20 protein-coding genes and 1 riboswitch are annotated in these 18459 nt (G+C 48.6%); of the genes, 6 read left to right on the top strand and 14 right to left on the bottom strand.

Annotated elements, in window-relative coordinates:
* Nucleotides 1–2: 2 nt before the first annotated feature.
* Nucleotides 3–290, bottom strand: a complete 288-nt coding sequence (locus ACIFQM_RS12845; protein ID WP_430065663.1) for a hypothetical protein — start codon at nucleotides 288–290, stop codon at nucleotides 3–5.
* 220 nt (nucleotides 291–510) lie between these two features.
* On the bottom strand, nucleotides 511–1347 hold the full coding sequence (locus ACIFQM_RS12840; protein ID WP_430065661.1) for a YitT family protein: 837 nt from the start codon (nucleotides 1345–1347) through the stop codon (nucleotides 511–513).
* A 485-nt stretch (nucleotides 1348–1832) separates the two neighbouring features.
* On the opposite strand from ACIFQM_RS12840, the gene ACIFQM_RS12835 reads away from it, so the two are divergent.
* Nucleotides 1833–1985, top strand: a complete 153-nt coding sequence (locus ACIFQM_RS12835) for a hypothetical protein (RefSeq protein WP_010348453.1) — start codon at nucleotides 1833–1835, stop codon at nucleotides 1983–1985.
* Between the two features lie 117 nt (nucleotides 1986–2102).
* Here the strand turns inward: ACIFQM_RS12835 and thiC are convergent, their stop codons facing one another.
* Complete coding sequence (thiC, locus tag ACIFQM_RS12830) at nucleotides 2103–3890, bottom strand: phosphomethylpyrimidine synthase ThiC (protein ID WP_430038263.1); 1788 nt, start codon at nucleotides 3888–3890, stop codon at nucleotides 2103–2105.
* Nucleotides 3891–4071: 181 nt separating this feature from the next.
* Nucleotides 4072–4184: riboswitch (TPP riboswitch) on the bottom strand.
* 107 nt (nucleotides 4185–4291) lie between these two features.
* Nucleotides 4292–5035, bottom strand: a complete 744-nt coding sequence (locus ACIFQM_RS12825; RefSeq protein WP_430038265.1) for an IclR family transcriptional regulator — start codon at nucleotides 5033–5035, stop codon at nucleotides 4292–4294.
* Nucleotides 5036–5334: 299 nt separating this feature from the next.
* Here ACIFQM_RS12825 and ACIFQM_RS12820 point away from each other — a divergent pair, with 299 nt between their 5' ends.
* Together ACIFQM_RS12820 and ACIFQM_RS12815 are read left to right on the top strand one after the other, a co-directional pair.
* A complete protein-coding gene (locus ACIFQM_RS12820) occupies nucleotides 5335–6372 on the top strand; it encodes an alpha/beta hydrolase (RefSeq protein WP_430038267.1) in 1038 nt (345 codons plus the stop codon).
* A 254-nt stretch (nucleotides 6373–6626) separates the two neighbouring features.
* On the top strand, nucleotides 6627–7976 hold the full coding sequence (locus ACIFQM_RS12815; protein WP_430038271.1) for a Fe-Mn family superoxide dismutase: 1350 nt from the start codon (nucleotides 6627–6629) through the stop codon (nucleotides 7974–7976).
* 36 nt (nucleotides 7977–8012) lie between these two features.
* Here the strand turns inward: ACIFQM_RS12815 and ACIFQM_RS12810 are convergent, their stop codons facing one another.
* From ACIFQM_RS12810 to ACIFQM_RS12780, 7 genes are all read right to left on the bottom strand, one after another.
* Entirely contained in the window at nucleotides 8013–8858 is an 846-nt protein-coding gene (locus tag ACIFQM_RS12810; RefSeq protein ID WP_430038273.1) for a lipoate--protein ligase family protein, read from the bottom strand.
* Between the two features lie 120 nt (nucleotides 8859–8978).
* On the bottom strand, nucleotides 8979–9572 hold the full coding sequence (gene folE / locus ACIFQM_RS12805; RefSeq protein ID WP_430038275.1) for a GTP cyclohydrolase I FolE: 594 nt from the start codon (nucleotides 9570–9572) through the stop codon (nucleotides 8979–8981).
* A gap of 51 nt (nucleotides 9573–9623) precedes the next feature.
* Nucleotides 9624–9878, bottom strand: a complete 255-nt coding sequence (locus ACIFQM_RS12800; RefSeq protein WP_044646118.1) for a YneF family protein — start codon at nucleotides 9876–9878, stop codon at nucleotides 9624–9626.
* 107 nt (nucleotides 9879–9985) lie between these two features.
* Nucleotides 9986–11698, bottom strand: a complete 1713-nt coding sequence (gene queG, locus ACIFQM_RS12795; RefSeq protein WP_430038276.1) for a tRNA epoxyqueuosine(34) reductase QueG — start codon at nucleotides 11696–11698, stop codon at nucleotides 9986–9988.
* 89 nt (nucleotides 11699–11787) lie between these two features.
* Nucleotides 11788–12225 carry a ribonuclease HI gene (gene rnhA, locus ACIFQM_RS12790; RefSeq protein WP_430038471.1) on the bottom strand — a complete coding sequence of 146 codons (438 nt, stop codon included), beginning with the start codon at nucleotides 12223–12225 and terminating at the stop codon, nucleotides 11788–11790.
* A gap of 89 nt (nucleotides 12226–12314) precedes the next feature.
* A complete protein-coding gene (gene lepB / locus ACIFQM_RS12785; RefSeq protein ID WP_430038278.1) occupies nucleotides 12315–12899 on the bottom strand; it encodes a signal peptidase I in 585 nt (194 codons plus the stop codon).
* Nucleotides 12900–13029: 130 nt separating this feature from the next.
* Nucleotides 13030–13455, bottom strand: coding sequence for a GNAT family N-acetyltransferase (locus ACIFQM_RS12780; protein WP_014279774.1), 426 nt, complete (start codon nucleotides 13453–13455; stop codon nucleotides 13030–13032).
* 526 nt (nucleotides 13456–13981) lie between these two features.
* Between ACIFQM_RS12780 and ACIFQM_RS12775 the strand changes: the two genes are divergently transcribed.
* Nucleotides 13982–14596, top strand: coding sequence for a superoxide dismutase (locus ACIFQM_RS12775; protein WP_137061541.1), 615 nt, complete (start codon nucleotides 13982–13984; stop codon nucleotides 14594–14596).
* Between the two features lie 80 nt (nucleotides 14597–14676).
* Here ACIFQM_RS12775 and ACIFQM_RS12770 read toward each other — a convergent pair whose 3' ends face one another.
* On the bottom strand, nucleotides 14677–15555 hold the full coding sequence (locus tag ACIFQM_RS12770) for a helix-turn-helix transcriptional regulator (RefSeq protein WP_430038281.1): 879 nt from the start codon (nucleotides 15553–15555) through the stop codon (nucleotides 14677–14679).
* 162 nt (nucleotides 15556–15717) lie between these two features.
* On the opposite strand from ACIFQM_RS12770, the gene ACIFQM_RS12765 reads away from it, so the two are divergent.
* Nucleotides 15718–16173, top strand: coding sequence for an iron-containing alcohol dehydrogenase (locus ACIFQM_RS12765; protein WP_430048406.1), 456 nt, complete (start codon nucleotides 15718–15720; stop codon nucleotides 16171–16173).
* A gap of 181 nt (nucleotides 16174–16354) precedes the next feature.
* Here the strand turns inward: ACIFQM_RS12765 and ACIFQM_RS12760 are convergent, their stop codons facing one another.
* Nucleotides 16355–17104 carry an SDR family oxidoreductase gene (locus tag ACIFQM_RS12760; protein ID WP_430038285.1) on the bottom strand — a complete coding sequence of 250 codons (750 nt, stop codon included), beginning with the start codon at nucleotides 17102–17104 and terminating at the stop codon, nucleotides 16355–16357.
* 240 nt (nucleotides 17105–17344) lie between these two features.
* On the opposite strand from ACIFQM_RS12760, the gene ACIFQM_RS12755 reads away from it, so the two are divergent.
* Entirely contained in the window at nucleotides 17345–17917 is a 573-nt protein-coding gene (locus tag ACIFQM_RS12755) for a TetR/AcrR family transcriptional regulator (RefSeq protein WP_430038286.1), read from the top strand.
* 59 nt (nucleotides 17918–17976) lie between these two features.
* Here the strand turns inward: ACIFQM_RS12755 and ACIFQM_RS12750 are convergent, their stop codons facing one another.
* Nucleotides 17977–18441 (bottom strand): IS5 family transposase, encoded by a 465-nt coding sequence (locus tag ACIFQM_RS12750; protein WP_430065659.1) that lies wholly within the window; start codon nucleotides 18439–18441, stop codon nucleotides 17977–17979.
* Between the last annotated feature and the right edge of the window lie 18 nt (nucleotides 18442–18459).

Raw genomic sequence — 18459 nt, 5'->3', positions numbered from 1 at the left:
CTTTAGTTCAACTTATATAGTCTTCCAATTTTACGATCATCAGGTCTAAACACTCCTAATAATTTTGAAGCAATCATTTCGCTAATTCTTTCCAGTGAAACTGAGTCTGGTAATCCCTTTACTTCATTAATTGTTTTTCCATAGCTATACAAAGCTTTCAAAACGTTCGTTTTCCCTGCACCAGTTTCTCCACTGATGATATTAATATGTCTAGCAAATGGAATGCGAACGCTAGAGAATAGAGTGAAATCAGTAAATTCAACTTGCGTTATATGTTGATTATTTGACATAAAAAGCCCCCCACAACATTAAAATATATAATATTAGTTTATCCAAATATCAAAATTATTAAGCAATAAATCTTAGTTCACAACCCAAAAACCACAAAAAATAAGTGCTTAAAAAGCATAATTTCATTATCACATAGTGGTTCACTTTTGAATAGCAGCAAAAAAAGCCGATTCCTCAGGACCGACTTTCAACTGTATTCTCCTATATATTGCACGCCAACTACTTCGAAATATCCAAAAAGCCCTCGCCAAACACATCCCGCACGTCATGAATCGTGATAAACGCCGCTGTGTCGATAGCCTTCACAATCTTTTTAAGCGCTGACACCTCTTGCTTGCTGATGACAATATACAGAACTTCTTTCGGATTTTTCGTGTAGTACCCGTGGCCTGACAGGACTGTAACTCCCCGATCCATTTGGGTAATGACCATTTCTGCAATTTTATTTTGATGCTCCGAAATAATCATGACCGCTTTCTTCGGGTTCAGACCTTCGATCATGAAATCCATAACCTTCGTACCGACGTACAAAATAACAATGGTCAGCATGAGCTTTTCCGGGCCAATAATAAAATAGGACGAAAATGCAACAATCAGATCAAAAAACAGCAAGCCATAGCTGATGTTCCAATCCAGATATTTGTTGGCGATCCGGGCCAAAATGACCGTTCCCGCCGTTGTTCCGCCTACTCGCACGATCAAACCAATCCCGATACCCACCAAAACCCCGGCAAATACGGCGTTAATCGTCGGCTCATGCGAATCAATCCGCCAGTTGGCCGTTAAATGTAAAAACAACGAGTTAAAAGCGACTGCAATCACGGTGTACAGGGTCGTTCTCTTGTCCAAAAATTTATACCCGACAATCAGCAGCAAGCCATTGATCGCCAGATTGACGATCGAAGGGGACCACTGAAACAGGTAGTACAAAATAATCGTGACCCCTGTAACGCCCCCCTCGCCAAACTCATTCGGGATAACAAACAGATTAACAGCCAGCGCGAAAAAAAACGCACCCAGAATAATAAATGCGATGTCTGCAATTCTTTTTTTCATATATGTCCTGGTCCTTTCTTAAACATTTCAAAGGATGAATCGCCAGATGGATTGGCTGATCCTAGTAGCTAAAACACGCTTACAACCAGTTCATGGTATCCACTCCCAAACATAAAGTCAATACAACTTTGACACTTTAATTCGCCACCAGACTGACTTCATTTTGACTTATATAAGGATCTTCGACAAAAAAACACGGTCCCGACTACTAAACTAAGAAAACGGGCCTCTGGCCCTTGTTCTGGACCTAGGCACATTTTCCCTCAGAATGACCATACACCTAATCCTCATTTTGGACACATATGACCATCTTCCTGTTTTATGTCAAAAGCGTTTTAATTTGAAAAAATGCGTTTATAATGATTGAAACATTACCAAGCAGTCTACCCGGTATTACGGCATCAAGTACATACGAATAGTCCTATACAGACGTCCTAAGCAACTCAATCTGAATTTGACAAAATGGAATTGGAGGAACTACCTACATGAATACAATGAATTTAACTGTACACACCTTGATGCCCTTTCATCACCAATACCAACGTGCCAACGCAGTGAGTATGCAGAAGAAGGAAGACAGCTCGGAGAAGAAGCTCAGCTTTCAGGACATTTTGAATGAGAAAATGGGTAAAAAATAAAGCAGCCGTTTATCCGGTTAGATGATCCCGCTTTACATAAGCTAAAAAGCCGTGGCCCCTACATCATCTGTAGAGAACCACGGCTTTTGTTATTCATGTGTTTATAAGTTTAAGGATTTACTGCCCGGCATCCCGATACTGCTCTGCCTTCTCACGCATCCCGGCGGCTACCGCTTCTTCGGTGTCCAGCCCCTTATCTGCCGCATAGGCGCGAATGTCCTGCGTGATACGCATACTGCAAAACTTGGGACCGCACATTGAGCAAAAGTGTGCTTCCTTGGCTCCCTCTGCTGGCAGCGTCTCATCATGGTAGGACAAGGCCCGCTCAGGGTCGAGCGAAAGATTGAACTGGTCGCGCCAGCGGAATTCAAAGCGTGCCTTGGACAAAGCATCGTCCCGCTGCTGCGCCCGTGGATGGCCTTTGGCCAGATCGGCTGCATGTGCCGCAATTTTGTACGTAATGACTCCTTCACGAACATCATCCTTGTTCGGCAGGCCCAAATGCTCCTTCGGCGTCACATAGCACAGCATGGACGTCCCGAACCAACCGATCATTGCCGCCCCAATCGCCGAGGTAATATGATCGTAGCCGGGCGCAATATCCGTCGTGAGCGGTCCCAGTGTATAAAAGGGAGCTTCCTTGCAAATCTCCATTTGCAGGTCCACATTCTCCTTGATTTTGTGCATCGGGACATGTCCCGGCCCTTCAATCATAACCTGAACATCATGCTTCCAGGCAATCTGCGTTAACTCGCCCAACGTATCCAGCTCAGCAAACTGTGCCTCATCATTCGCATCATAGATACTGCCTGGACGTAGACCGTCTCCGAGGGAAAAGGACACATCGTAGGCTTTCATGATTTTGCATATTTCTTCAAAATGCGTGTACAAAAAGTTCTCCCGATGGTGCGCAAGACACCAAGCCGCCATAATCGACCCTCCACGGGACACAATTCCCGTCATTCTGCTTGCCGTCATCGGAATATACCGCAGCAGCACGCCCGCATGAATGGTGAAATAGTCCACGCCCTGCTCCGCCTGCTCAATCAGCGTGTCACGATACAACTCCCATGTTAGCGCCTTTGCTTCGCCGTTCACCTTTTCAAGCGCCTGATACAGCGGTACAGTCCCAATCGGCACAGGGGAGTTACGGATGATCCATTCACGCGTCGTATGGATGTTACGGCCTGTGGACAGGTCCATGACCGTATCCGAGCCCCAGCGTACAGCCCAGGTCATTTTTTCCACTTCCTCCTCGATGGAGGACGTAACCGCAGAATTACCAATGTTCGCATTAATCTTCACGTGAAAATGACGACCAATCACCATCGGCTCACTTTCCGGGTGATTGATATTTGAAGGCAAAATAGCTCGCCCTGCCGCCAACTCCTGCCGCACAAACTCAGGCTCTACCCCTTCGCGGATGGCCGCAAATTCCATTTCGGGCGTAATGATCCCTTGCCGAGCGAAATGCATTTGCGTTACAGTACGCCCTTGCCGCGCACGGAGCGGACGGTTGGTGACGCCGGGAAATTCAGCCGTCTCCCGTTTGGAGCCGGGTTTCAGCCCGTTATCCTCCGGCTTGACGGCACGCCCCTCGTAAGCCTCCACATCGCCCCGTTCCAGTGCCCAGGCTCGCCGTAATGGAGGCAAGCCCTGACGGATATCGACCTGATAGGCTTCGTCGGTCATGGGACCGCTCGTATCGTACACACGTAACGGCTCATGCTGCTCCGTGCCCTGTGGCGTATGTGTGGGATGTAGCGCGATTTCACGCTCCGGCACGGCAATGCCCGGCCGCGTGCCTTGAATATACACCTTGCGGCTCCCTGGAAAGGGCTTTACCCCTCCGGTCTGTTCATCCACTGCGTTCCCTGCTGTTCCCTCTGTTTCTGTCGGTTTCATTGTCCAATCCTCCCGTTTCGATGAAATGACACACCGATCCGAACCACCCCAGGCTGGCTGATCTATGCAAAAAAGCCGGTTCCCCAGGGAACCGGCTAATCTAACGAAACAGCTATCCAGACGGCTACGCACGCGGAAACATACTCCGATGCGTTGCCGTAGACAGCGGCTGCGTATACATTTCAATGGCCGATTACTTCCCTACGCTGGTATGATCCAGATCAGGTGCAAAGGGTCCGGAATCTAGTGCGATTCCATCTCAGCCCGGCATTACAGGCTCCCCCAGTAACTCTGTTAATTCTATTCGTATGAGGCGGCTATATAGGACAACCCGCCATCCCCATCAGACTACTTCAAATTTGCGGCTTTGGCAACCCTTCCCTGGTCCCTTTTTCCAAAAATTATGGAAGCATAAGCCCCATTTCCTTGGCAGCCTCGATCAAAATCGGTGCAAAATCATGCAGCGTCTCGGGCGCTAGTCGGCTGACCGGACCGGATACAGACAAGGCCGCAGCGACCTGTCCCTTCCGATTCACGATAGGCGCAGCCACAGCAGCAGCGCCCGGCTCACGTTCCTCATAGCTGGTCGCATAGCCCTTCTCGCGAATATCCTGCAATTGAGCCTTATAAACCTCCGGATCTACCGAGGGCGGCCATTCGTCCCCGCTTAGCAGGACTTCCAGCTCCTGCGGCGGCATAAAGGCCGCCAGTACCTTGCTGGAGGCTCCTACAGCCAGCGGCATGCGCGCACCCACTGGCGCAACGCGACGGATCGCCTGATTGCTCTGCACGGCCTGAATGCGGATACGCATGCTGCCATCGCGCAGGTATAGGCTGACCGTTTCGCCCAGACGGTCACGCAATCCTTCCATCGCTGGCTGTAACAGGATCGCCGGCTCGTCGCTTTGTGACAGATGGGTGGATAGCTCCCATATCCGGATGCCAAGCCGATATTTTTCCGTTGCGGGATTCCGAACGACAAAGCCCCGATCCTCCAGCGTGGTCAGCAGCCGATGGACGGTACTTTTATGTAAACCAATTTTGGAGGCAATCTCTGTCAGGCCCAGATCGGAATCTCCGGTAAAACACATCAGTATATCAAGCGCACGCTCCACGGCGCGAACGGTTAATTTACGGTCTTCCATTGTGAACCGCTCCTCTTTGTTCCATATTCGTTTCACACCATGAAACATGGTTACATAAATTATATAGAATAGTCGTGGCTACTGTAAACCAATGTTTTTGTGACAGCCATATTACAGAACGAGGACAAACATCGACAATTCTTTGCATCATTTTTACTTTTCCGGTTCAGCCGTTGACTTTGGATAACACGCATCATACGATAATAGGTATCAATACGGGCATAGACTATCATTTTCAAGTGAAATTGTACCTAGAATTATATGAAACGAAGTTCATTTTTATATAAGGAGGCTCTTACATGATTTCGACATCCCAGCGCAGCTCTCAGCTACAGCATGCTGTCCAGGAGCCGTCCACCCCACTGATCAATCCCCGGCTGCTGCGGATCAAGCATGTTGTCATTGCCTTGCTGCTGTCGGTCGTATTTTTTCTATTGTTTTGCTTTATTACCCTGCACGCCTATATCGCATGGGTACTGACGAATCCAGCTGTCGCGCCACTGTACTCGAACCCGATGCAGGCCAAAGGAATGCCCTACGAGGATGTCAGCTTCCCCGCCAAGGACGGCAGCCGGATGGTGCAGGGCTGGTATATCCCGGCAGATCAATCGAAGAAAACGATTATTTTCAGCCACGGTTATGGGGCCAACCGCGAAGAAAGCTGGATTCCGATGTATGATCTGGCCCATTATGCCCACCGTTTGAATTTTAACGTTGTCATGTTCGATTACGGATTCGCATCACAAAATAACAAAGCCGTCGCAACCGGAGGCAAAGCGGAATCCCAGCAGCTTCTCGGGGCGATCCAGCTTGCGAAGCAACGCGGTTCCTCGGAGATTATCGTATGGGGCTTCTCGATGGGGGCAGGAACTGCTCTTCAGGCGGGCTTGCAGACCAAGGATGTGGACGCCATGATTTTGGACAGCACCTTCCTGCTGGAGCCGGATACACTGTACCATAACATTCATAATCAAATTGATCTGCCTCGCCATCCGTCTCTGGAAATTCTGGAGCTGCTGTTTCCAGTCTTGAACGGTACCAGCCTGCATCAGATTCCATATCAAGAGGTCAAAGCAGAAAACTATCCGTTCCCGATCATGTTCGTACATGGGACGCAGGATGAAAAGGCTCCTTACCCGATTGCGGAAAAGCTCGCTGCCAATCAAACCAACCCGCTTTCCAGTGTATGGATTGTCAAAAAAGGGCTGCATGAGCTTATTTTCAGAGAGCATCCACGTGAGTATTTGCGGCGGGTATCGACGTTTTTAAGCGGTGTACAAGAGCTGGAGGACAAGAAAATGATCGCTAATGCCAGTAAACAAACGACTACGAAGTAACGCTTCTATTGTAGAAGCCATACTCCTTTTAATATGGAGAAGCCCGTCTATGGACACTTAGCCCGTGTCGAAGCGAGGCTTCTTTTTTGCGTCCAACTATGTATTCATTGTCCCACATTACATGTCCGTGCCGGATCGGGGAGTTTATAGACATATTCCCGATGAGACGGCGAATATACTGGGTACGTATGCATCCGGGTCAGGTTCTTGGGACCAGCCCGGATAGCCATAGTGGGATACGGGAGGTAAAAACGATGCTGAGTACTTACGGGTCTTTCCTGCCCTTACGTGTGCTGGAGGAAATCCGGCATTGGAAGCAGCAGGAAAGCTGGCATGTGGAAGTAATTAAGTCCGCTACAGAGGGGCTGGAGCCTGATTACGTGCGGCTGCTGGATGACTGGAGGACGGTATTCGAGCAGACGGAACGCACCGCTATAGAGCTGCTTGAAGAGCAGCGAAGCGCCCTTGATCCGGCAGATCAGGCGTGGCATCGTCAATGGGAGCGGTCGTCAGCTGCTGCACAAGCACAAGCCGGGCAATCGAGAGAATCGGGGTCAGGATCGGCATCAGATTCACAGCCTATCTCACAAGAGCTGAATCATCGTCTGGACGAATTGCTGCAAACCGCAAACCGCCAGTCACAGGAGTATGTACGGCAGCTCAGTCTGCTGACCGAGCACAGCCATGCGTTACGACAGCAGCCGAAATCCACCGGAATTGTGTTGCATGCGGCATATGAGAGCCAGTATTTCCTGATCTCGACCAATCCCTTTCAGGAGCCCGGCTCCATTGCGCGGGCCACTGCGTTGTTTCATGTGGCGACAGAGGGTGAGGATTACCCCGAGGATGCGCTGCGAGAGCGGCAGACAGGGCAAACAGACGGCACGAGGTGGGAAGGACCGTGGGCGAACAAAGACAAAGGCGTCCAGTCCAGCCAGACAGAGCCTTCGGCTACGGAAAAAACTTCCCCCGGCCGATCTGTTCCTATCGGGGGACATCGTTTGCCGCCGCTTCCTTATCCCTATAATGCGCTTGAACCGTACATTGATGAGAAAACGATGCGTATCCACCATGACAAGCATCATCTAAGCTATGTGAATGATTTAAACAAAGCGGAGAAAAAACTGGAGGAAGCCCGGAAAACGGGTGATTTTGACCTTGTGAAGCATTGGGAACGCGAGCTGGCGTTTAACGGTGCAGGCCATTATCTGCACACTCTTTTCTGGACAATTATGAGTCCTCAAGGCGGTGGAACACCAAGCGGGCCGCTGGCGGAGCAGATCAAAAAGGACTTTGGCAGCTATGAGGCATTCAAGAAGCAATTCAGCTCAGCAGCCGAGAAGGTCGAGGGCGGCGGCTGGGCTATCCTGACGTGGAGTCCACGTGCAGGACGGCTTGAAATTTTGCAGGCCGAAAAGCACCAGAACCTGACTCAATGGGAGTCCATTCCGTTGCTGGCGATAGATGTATGGGAGCATGCCTATTACTTAAAGCATCAGAACGAGCGCAACAAATACATTGAGGACTGGTGGCATGTCGTGAACTGGCCTGAGGTGGAAAAACGCTATGCCCAAGCCTCTAAGCTGAGATGGCAGCCGTTCTAAGCTAAGACTCCTCTGTAGCCAGGAACATACTTCCCACTACACCTGCGAATCGTATCGCTCTCTGAGCGCTCTCATTTGCTCCGTCAGTCCTTGCGGCTGTAGCAGTGAGCCATCGGCAGGCACAATCGCCGCCCGGCTCTCGACTACACGGCGCAGCGATGCCGTATAAGCCTCAACCGACGGCACCCCTGCCAGCTCCGCCAGGCTGCCCATCGTTGCCGGATTCACCTGCGGATAATCCGGCTTCGGCACGCCCGTCGGCGCAGCTCCGGCTGCCTCCGCATAGAACCGCTGCACCGCCTGTGCGCGCTCCGCGCCACTGCCCTCAATCATCACAAAGGCCGTGATGATATAGGCCTTGGCCTGCCGCCGCTGCGCAATGCCGCAAAACTTGCGGCCTCGGACGCTGACATCGTAATCGCCGGGACAGAAGGACCCGACGATTTCCCCGGTCTGTGCATCGGCAGACCACGGGGCCAGCGCATCGGCAATCAGCCCCGCCATAAGCCGAAAATCTTCATGCAGGCTGATTGCTCGCTGCGGATTCGGCAGGATCAGGGACAGGTTCAGTACCCCCCTGTCCAGCATCACGGCCGCTCCGCCCGAGGGACGCACACATACCGAGGCTCCGGCGTTCCGCACACGCTCCATCGCCTGCGGCGCGTACGGAAGCCTGCGGTCCCGGTGGCCGATCACCAGCGCAGCCGGGTGTCGCCATAGATGCAAAATAGGCGCAGCTCCTTGCCCTACTTGCCGACAGGCCAGTTCCTCCCACGCCAGTGGAGACAAAACATCCGTCTGAGTGGTCACGAGTGGCGCTTGAAACCATTGCAGATCAGGCAAAACCGTTGTTTTGTCTGCTGACATATGTACATTCTCCATACGCTATCCTCCTTCAAAGCAGCTACCGGCTACCTATTCTCATGTTAGCAAAAAAGAGTGGTTACGCCTATGCGTAAACCACTCTTTTTTAATCATCACATCACCGTCACGCCTGTTCGGTCAATCCTTGAGCAACGAGAGGAACTCTGCACGCTGCGCAGCATCATCACGAAACGTTCCACGTACCGCAGATGTTACCGTTTTGCTGCCAGACTTTTTGACGCCTCTTGCGCACATACACAAGTGCTCGCCTTCCACGACCACCATAACCCCGTGAGCGGAGACCGCTTCATTCAAAATATCTGCAATCTGTGCCGTAATGCGCTCCTGAACCTGCAAACGACGCGTCACAGCCTCAACCAGACGGGCAAGCTTGCTTAGTCCTACAATTTTGCCGCTGGGTACATAGCCGATATGCACTTTTCCGAAGAAAGGAGCCATATGGTGCTCACACTGGCTGTAATAGACGATGTCCTTCACAATCACAAGCTCCTCGTGATTTTCGTCGAATGTTACACCCAGCGCATCCCGGGGATCAACCTCATAACCTGCAAATATCTCCTCATACATGCGCGCTACGCGTGCCGGTGTTTCCAGCAAGCCTTCACGCTTGGGGTCCTCACCGATCAGTTGTAGAATCTGCTCCACATGGTACTCGATTTTATCCCGGTTATCCGCAGCTTTGCGGTTAATATAATCTTTTACGCCAGCCACAGTAATCCTCCTCTGTGCAACCTCATGCGGCATTCGTGCTTATGTTGCTCATTATTTACGATTGCCCTGATTTTTACGCTGACCTGGCTGATTTTTGGAGAACTGCTGGTTCTTCATCATCTGCTGGGCCTTCTGCATTTGCTTCCCATTCAGGTTATAACCCATCTGTTTGGCCATTTTTTGCAGCGTCTCAGGATCGTTTTGCATCTTTTCTAGCTGTTTGCGAAGATAATAAGCACCGATGAAAAATCCCCCGACCAAACCAACAATCAGGGTAATGATCGGAATGACAATATTCCATACCACGAAGTCGTCACCTCTGTATATTTATATGAAACCTCTTGAATTATACACGAACCTATCATAGCAAAACATGGGACAGCTAGCAAATCACAATTTGCAAACACTTGTCCTCATTCCTTCTCCAAATCCAGCAGCTTCATCTTGATCGGCAGGCCTCCAGCATATCCAACCAAGCTCCCGTCCGCACCCGATACCCGGTGACATGGAATCAGAATGGGCAACGGGTTTTTGTTGTTCGCTCCTCCAACCGCACGTACCGCCTTGGCTCTGCCAATTGACTCCGCGATATCCTTGTAGGACACGCTTTGACCATACGGAATATTTTGCAGCGCACGCCATACCTGCTCCTGAAAAGGGGTGCCCCTCAAATCATAGGCCACAGTGAAATCCCGTCGTTTCCCGGCAAAATACTCACGCAGTTGAACCGCAGCCTCGCGCAGCTTTTCCGGCTCCTGCACATAGACATATTCCCCAATCCATGTACGGGCCCATTGCTGAAGCAGCGCCTCCTTCGCATGAAAAACGTCAAAATCAATCCGGCATAGCCCCCGGTCCGTTGCACACAGCGTTAAAATGCCTATAGGTGTCTCCATTTCATCATAATAGATCGTAGTCGGCCCTTCTGAGACCTTTTGCTGTTCAGCCTGTTCTCGTTCCTCAAGTTTGGAATGCGCCTGCGCGACCATTTCGCGTACTTGCTCATGTTGTTCCTTCTCAGATGCTTGCTTGATCGCTGTCATTGCGTTTTTCCCTCCTATTCGGCCCAAAGCCCAAGCCGCCGTGCCCCGAAGTTCAGGACGCGGATCATCCAGCAAAACCTCCGTCAGCTTGGACACGGCACTAATATCCTTGAAATTGCCGAGCGCAATAACCGCATTGCGCTGAATCGGCTTCTTTCCCCGCCAGGCTGCCGCACTTTGACCAAATCTCTCTTTGAATTCACGATTGCTCAAATCCAGTAACGGCAGCAGCAGTGGCTTCACAATTTCGGGATCAGGTGTAAGCTCAGGATGATGATCCCAGTTGAGGCCCCGATTTTTCGGGCATACGATTTGGCAGGTATCACATCCGTACAACCGATTCCCGATTTTCAGCATAAATTCCTCATCCAGAAATCCTTTCGTTTGCGTCAAAAAGGACACACACCGCTGGGCATTGAGCTGTCCCGGCCCAACAAGCGCGCCCGTAGGGCACGCATCCAAGCATTTTGTACACTCCCCACACCCGTCCGTAACCGGCTCATCCGGCTGAAAAGGGATATTCGTCAGCAGCTCACCGAGATAAATCCATGATCCCAGTGTTGGTGAAATCATCATCGTATTTTTTCCGCTAAACCCAATACCCGCCCGTTCCGCAACAGCCCGATCTGATAGCTCCCCGGTATCCACCATGTTTTTCATAATCGCGTCGGGAACCCGTTCACCTATAAAAGCCTCCAGCTTTTCCATGGCCTCGCGCAGCACTAAGTGGTAGTCCTTACCCCAGGCGGAACGCGCCAAAATACCACGGTACTTGCCTTTGTCTGACTTCGGCGGGTCCTTCATTTTGGAAGGATAAGCCACCGCAATGGCAATCAGGGATGCAGGCTGCGAACCGTACAGCTCCGGGTAGATCCGTTTATCAATGTCCGGCTCCTCAAAACCGGATTCATAGCCTTTGGCGCGATGCTCTTCCAATATTGCTTTTAGAGACAGAAAGGGATCGGCGGATGCGAACCCGATAGAGTCGATGCCCAGTCCTGGAGCGGCTTGGATAATCTCCTGCTTGAGCGAGGCCCAAGTCAAAGCGGTTCCGGCAGCCGTTGGTGTCTGTCCGCGTTGCATCCGATACTCACCTCTCTTTCATATCACTTATATGAGGATTTTTGCAAAATCCTCATATCTCAAATTTCAACAGAATAGTTCAGCAGATGCTACCGTAAATTTTTAACAGCACTGGTCGCCAGAAAATCACAATGATTATTCAGCTCGTTGTCACTGTGACCCTTGACCTTCACATACTCTACCTCATGCTTACTCATCAGTTCCCACAGTTCTTCCCATAACTCCTTGTTTTCAACTGGCTGATTTTTACTGTTGCGCCAGCCGTTACGAAGCCAATTCTTAATCCAGCCCTGTTTGAAGCAGTTTACGACATAGGCGGAGTCACTGTGTACCTTTACATGGCAAGGCTCCTTGAGCAGCTTAAGCGCTTCAATGACAGCCTTGATCTCCATGCGATTGTTTGTCGTCATTTTTTCTGCCCCGGACAACTCCCTGCGATGCTCTCCATATAGCAAAACGACGCCCCACCCCCCAGGTCCGGGATTGCCGGAACAAGCGCCGTCGGTATATACCATCACTTCTTTCATAATCCTCTTCCTTTCCTGATCGGTAACTGCCTGCTCCGTCATGGTCCTGACGATTTGCACACGTTCCGCATTGATAAACTATGGTTACTTTACAGCCATTTCCACTCGGATAACGGCCAAAATACAAACTCCGCACGCCCCAGCAAATCCTGAGGTTTAATGCTGCCAAAATATCGGCTGTCCTTGCTGCCCGTGGCGTGTCGATTATCGCCCATGACAAAAAAGTGCCCCGGCTCTACTGTAAAAGGACCGTAATCACCGTCCTCAATCTCCGAGTCGGTGTAAGGCTCGTTTTGCAGCTCGCCGTTCACATATAGATGATTATGCTCAACCCAGATTACATCCCCTGGAGTACCTATGACTCTTTTCACTAAAAATCTCGGGCTGGACGACTTGGAGTCGGGATCTTGTAATATCACGATATCCCCTCTGCCCGGATCATGAAAATTGTAAATCAGCTTGTTAACGAACAAATGCTGGCTTTCCATAAGTGTCGGCTGCATGGAATGCCCCCTGACCGTAGACAAATTAAACACGAACAGGTTCAGCAGCAGCAAGACGGTCATCGCAATCAGAAGAGTCACCAACCAATCGCGTATATATCCCCCACGACCTACAGGTTTGGACGTTTCCGGCGAGGGAAGCGGACCTGACGAAGGAGCCAAAGCGTCCATAAAAAACCTCCTCAACCCTGTTATAAATAGAAAAGCATATCCCGTACCCGATTGCAACGGTTACTCAGATATGCTCTAGATGGAAGTATTAGCTTTGAAAATATTCGATTCTCTTTATAACCATTGCCGATTAATGAGGAGCCAAAATGCTGAGCTTCTGAAAAGTCTGTAAAATCTGGCTTGCCCCGTAGCCCATCGCTTCATATAAAGGCATGGCCGCGCTGTTATGCTTGTCTCCGGCTACCCAGATGCGGCTAACCTTACGTTGCTGAAAACGCTGCTCCATGGACTCTACAAGCGATTTGCCAATTCCCATCCGACGATGGTCCGGGTGAATAGCAATACGATAATAACAACCATGATTCTGATCAATCGTGCCGATTAGAGCGCCAACCAGCTCTTCATCCTCTTCCGCAACGACGATCAAGCCAGAATCCCACGAAAGCTGACGGGCAAAAGCACCCACCGTCTCTTTGTAGCACTCCTCAGACAAGGCAATCTGCATGAGTTCCATTACTGGATTCACATCACTCAATTGAAAGGAACGAACGTGCATAAGTAATATCTCCCTTTTCGTAAGCTTAATAAAACAAATTGAGACAGCACCATCATTTTTTACATAAATCCTTAAAGTTCTTAGCACGGTGTTAATCACAAGGCATTATGATAAAAATGCAAACGATCTGCTATATATGAATTGAAGAACAGGAAAAGGGTGAATTCCCTCAAATTCGTCATATCCGCAGACATGACAAGATATAGCAGTCGACAAAAAAGCCGAAATTTCTGCTTCCTTGAACATTAAACCACACTTTTAGATGGAATACATCCCTTTTTCTCATGTAAGCGCTGTATATGAAACGTTTACATTTTTGAGCTACATAATTTTCCTCTTATTACCTATATACATGTATTCCAAGCGGGTTTTTGGACATGATAGCTACCAGGTCGTATTACCCAGTTTGCTATTTTACAAACAAAAATGTTGATAAAATAGCCTGAATGCGGTTTAATATAACTGTAGAGGGTATTATTACATAGGGACACCTTACCCAAACCATATAATCAGGAGGGATTTTACAATGGCATTTCAATTACCAGAACTTCCTTACGCGAAAGACGCACTGGAGCCGCACATTGATGCGCTGACAGTAGAAATTCACCATGATCGTCACCATAACACATATGTAACAAACCTGAACGCAGCTCTGGAAAGCGCTCCTGAACTGCAAAGCAAAAGCCTGGAGGATCTGATCTCCAATCTGGACAGCGTTCCTGAAAGCATCCGCCCTGCGGTTCGCAATAACGGTGGCGGACACCACAACCACAGCCTGTTCTGGGAAGTTATTGGCCCTAACGGCGGCGGACAACCAACTGGCGCTATTGCAGAAGCAATCAGCAACGAGCTGGGCGGCTATGACAAATTCAAAGAAGATTTCACGAAAGCAGCTACAACACGCTTTGGTAGCGGTTGGGCTTGGCTGGTTGTCGGCAAAGACGGCAAACTGGCAATCACCAGCACTCCTAACCAAGACAGCCCGCTCTCCGAAGGTCTGACTCCGGTACTTGGACTGGATGTTTGGGAGCATGCTTACTACCTGAAATATCAAAACAAACGCCCGGATTACATTGCAGCATTCTACAATGTAATTAACTGGGATGAAGTGAACAAACGTTACGCAGCAGCGAAAAAATAAGCTGGTAACACTATATCTGTAAGATAGCCAAGCGGCGATTCCCCAGTTACTGTGGAATCGCCGCTTGGCTTTTTTTCACATTACGTAACTACAACTTGGCGCTGCACACTCATCTGATATTGCTTGGGTGTAACCCCGTACTTTTTCTTAAAAAGACCGATAAAATAGGAAACGCTCTCATAATTCAAATCAAAAGCGACCTCTGTCACGTTCCGATGCTGGAGCCATTGCTTGGCAAGCTGCATTTTTTGATTCGTTATATAGTCAAGCGGGGTTAGTCCTGTTATTTTTTTAAACTGATTCGTGAAATTCGCATGTGACATATTATAGTTATCCGCCAAATCCTTCACATGCCTGATCCCAGGCAGCTGCTCCTGAATATCCCGTATTGCCCGAAACACAGGATGCCGATGGTTCGTAAGCAGATTCTGCTCAAGCACCTGCATCTGTAGCAGATGATAGGCCATTTCCTGGGCGCCCAGATCAATCAGGAAATTTTTTCTTTCGGCGGGATGTGCCATATATTGCTTGATCCGCTCCATAGATGCGGTAAGTGAATTCGCCTTTTCGTTCAGCTCACAGCGAACCACCGCATGAGTCGGGGAACTCTCCGGGACCTGAAATTCCTCCTCTACCACGTTCCTTAACCGTTCCATCAACTGATCGCTTAATTCAAAGACCAGTGCCTTGGTGTGTTCTTTGATCCTCATTTCAACGCTGGACTGGGGAGGAAGCAGGATAATTTCCTGAGAATCGTATTCAAAATGCTCCGTTTCATTAATTTTGACTTCTTTTCTCCCCTCCAAAATCGTACACAGCTTCGGGTATTCGTATGAAGCATATTTCTCGTAATAATTTTCTGGAAGCTCATAATACAAAATTCGGATCAGCTCGGTTTCATATCCATATTTCAGCTCACTATAACGATTAAAGTCGCCTAAAGTTTTGGAATGCTCCATCGTTTCACCCTTTAAAAAATCACGATATTTTATAATAAAATGCGTTAGTTCCCGCCAATATAGGGCAGTATGATAAGAATATAAGGATGGTTGAAAGATCCTTTAATTCCATCATTATACCTTAATTTACCTCAAAATAATAACAAAGGTGGATGCATATTTATGACGGGAACCTCCAAATTCATGATGCCGGGTATGAGTCTTATGGGCTCGGGTGCACTGGCGGATGCAGGTACAGAAATCGGAAAATTGGGCTTTAAACATGTATTGATCGTAACCGATAAGCCTTTAGTTGATATTGGGATTGTGAAAAAAGTAACGAGCATGTTGGACAGTCTAAACGTAAAATCCGTTGTGTACAGCGGCACGCAGCCGAATCCCACGGTTTCCAATGTAAACGAGGGCTTGGAGCTACTGAACCAATCCGGGTGCGACTTTATTATTTCGCTCGGAGGCGGGTCACCGCATGACTGTGCCAAGGGCATCGCGCTTTTGGCCTCCAACGGCGGACAGATCGGCGACTACGAAGGCGTGGATAAATCCGCGAAGCCCTCCTTCCCTCTGATTGCCATTAACACCACGGCAGGCACAGCTAGGGCGTGTCTTCAAACTGATTAAATGGGAACACATGGGGGACCGTCAACATTTTAACGAAAATATTCGCTAAGCTCTTGAGCGTGACCGCTTGGCGCTTTTTCTTACTCCACGAGCAAGTTACAATAAAATGAACATGAATTAGACAGACCTAAGTGTCTAATTCATGTTCGCCTAAATTTCGGAAAATTGAATTACAGGTGGATCAATGAATCTTTGGAGGTTCAGAATTCATCATATCGTTAAGCTGGGTCACAAAAACACCTTCGTTCGGCCCAGGGTTATTTCGAAACATTTTCGCTTCTTCCACCAGAACTTCGTCTGTATCCGTGCCAAGTACCTTTATCGTTGCATCAATGAATGACGCAAGTGGCATCGCACGCGGTTCATCGTTGTTGCTTTGAACCCATGGTGGCACAATTTCTATTACTTTTACCGAAGTGTCTTTAAGCATGTACCTTTGGGACAGCGTATAGGTATGAAGTGCTGCCTTCGTCGCGGAGTATACAGCAGTTGTCGCTAACGGTACAAATCCAAGTATCGAAGTCGTGTTGATGACAACCGCTTCTTCTTTGGACTTCAAATGCTCGATTAATGCAGAAGTCAACCGAATTGGACCTAGCAAGTTTGTGGTGACAGTCGAAACCAAAACATCCTCATCGATCACGCTCGCCGCGTCATCGGACTGTATGATGCCAGCGTTGTTAATCAAGACATTTAAATCCGGGTATTCTTCGATTAACTGTTTGGCGGCCGCCTCTATGCTGGCAGGATCTTGTACATTCAATTCCACTGCGGACATGCCGGGATTCGCTTTGATCGTCTCCTCCAGACGCTCTTTACGTCGACCAGAGATAATAACTTTGTTTCCAAGATTGTGGAGAGCTTCTGCTAACGCACGTCCAATTCCCGAACCGCCGCCTGTAATAAAAATCGTGTTTCCTGTAAGTTTCAATTTTTAAACCCTCCTGATTTAATGTAAATTAAATTATTTCAAATATTGTAAAAAATAGATTTTATGATTATACCTCCTCTATAATTGAACATATGTTGAATTATCAACATAAATTTTATATAGTGAATGTATCAGAGCAATAAATGGTGTTCAATGGTTAAAACAAGCTCGGTTGTTGATTTTTCAACAGAGGGCTTCGAAGTGATCATTTTTTTTGGATGGTATAAAGGGGGGAAGGATATGGACAGGCGTATTCAAAAATCGAGGCAAGCAATTATTGATGCTTTTATGAGGCTGATGTCAGAAAAGGAATTCGAGAGCATAACGATCAATCAAATTGCGGAGAAAGCGAATGTCAATCGCGGAACGGTGTATTTGCATTTCGCTGACAAGTACGATCTGCGCGATCAATGCATGGAAGCTCAAATTAACGAGTTACTACGCAATTGTATGTCTGAAGATGACTTGTTTCATCTCCCTTCCAAAACCGCACTACTGCGCACGTTTGAATATTTGGAGCAACATGCTTCTTTCTATTCCATAATGCTGACGAGCAAGGGAAGTAGGGTTTTTCGGAACCAAATGGAGACAATGTTACGGCAAAGTCTGAGCGAGCATCTGGATTCGATCAACCTTGATCAGGAAATGAACAGGGACATTACGGTGCAATTTTTAATTTCAGCGGCAGTGGGAGTATTGGAATGGTGGATTACCCGTTCGATGCCATATCCGGCATCAGTCATGGTTGAACAATTTTGGAATTTGCTGAACCGTGGTGTCGAGGGACACGAACATGCGTCTAATCCCGATTAGATATTGCCTAAACTTAATGGTATGAGAACGTGCCTAAAAATAAAGCTTATTGTATTTGGTCATGTAACATTCGCTAATACGGAGGCTAGAAGTTTGAACTTCTTCAACTGTTGGCTAGCGATTAAACGCCGATATTGATGGTTATTTTGCGCATATATTGAAGATAAACTCGATGCTTTGCCCCCTTTTGCGCCCGATCCATGCTGATGAACGCGTACAATCGTGGCATCAATCATTACACTTTCCTCGTCAACATCCAGGGAAACAGACTTAAGCACCTCATCCCAAATCCCCGCTTTTTGCCAACGTCGAAAGCGGGTGAAGACGGATTTCCAATGTGGAAAGTGGTCAGGTAGATCACGCCATGGGGCGCCTGAACGGGCCACCCAAAGCATCGCATTTAACATGATTCGGTTGTCCAATGCGGGACGTCCTCCTTGGGGGGGGCGTTCAGGTGGAAACAGGTCGTCTCTTTTATTTCGTATCGTGTATTCATCTAATACAATCAACCCATGTATTACCATTTGCTAGGGCGTGTCTTC

The organism is Paenibacillus sp. NRS-1782 (assembly GCF_050467685.1).
In the GTDB taxonomy this organism is placed as follows: domain Bacteria; phylum Bacillota; class Bacilli; order Paenibacillales; family Paenibacillaceae; genus Paenibacillus; species Paenibacillus terrae_A.
Note: the sequence above shows the minus strand (reverse complement) of the source record. Positions and strands in the feature narration are given on the sequence as shown.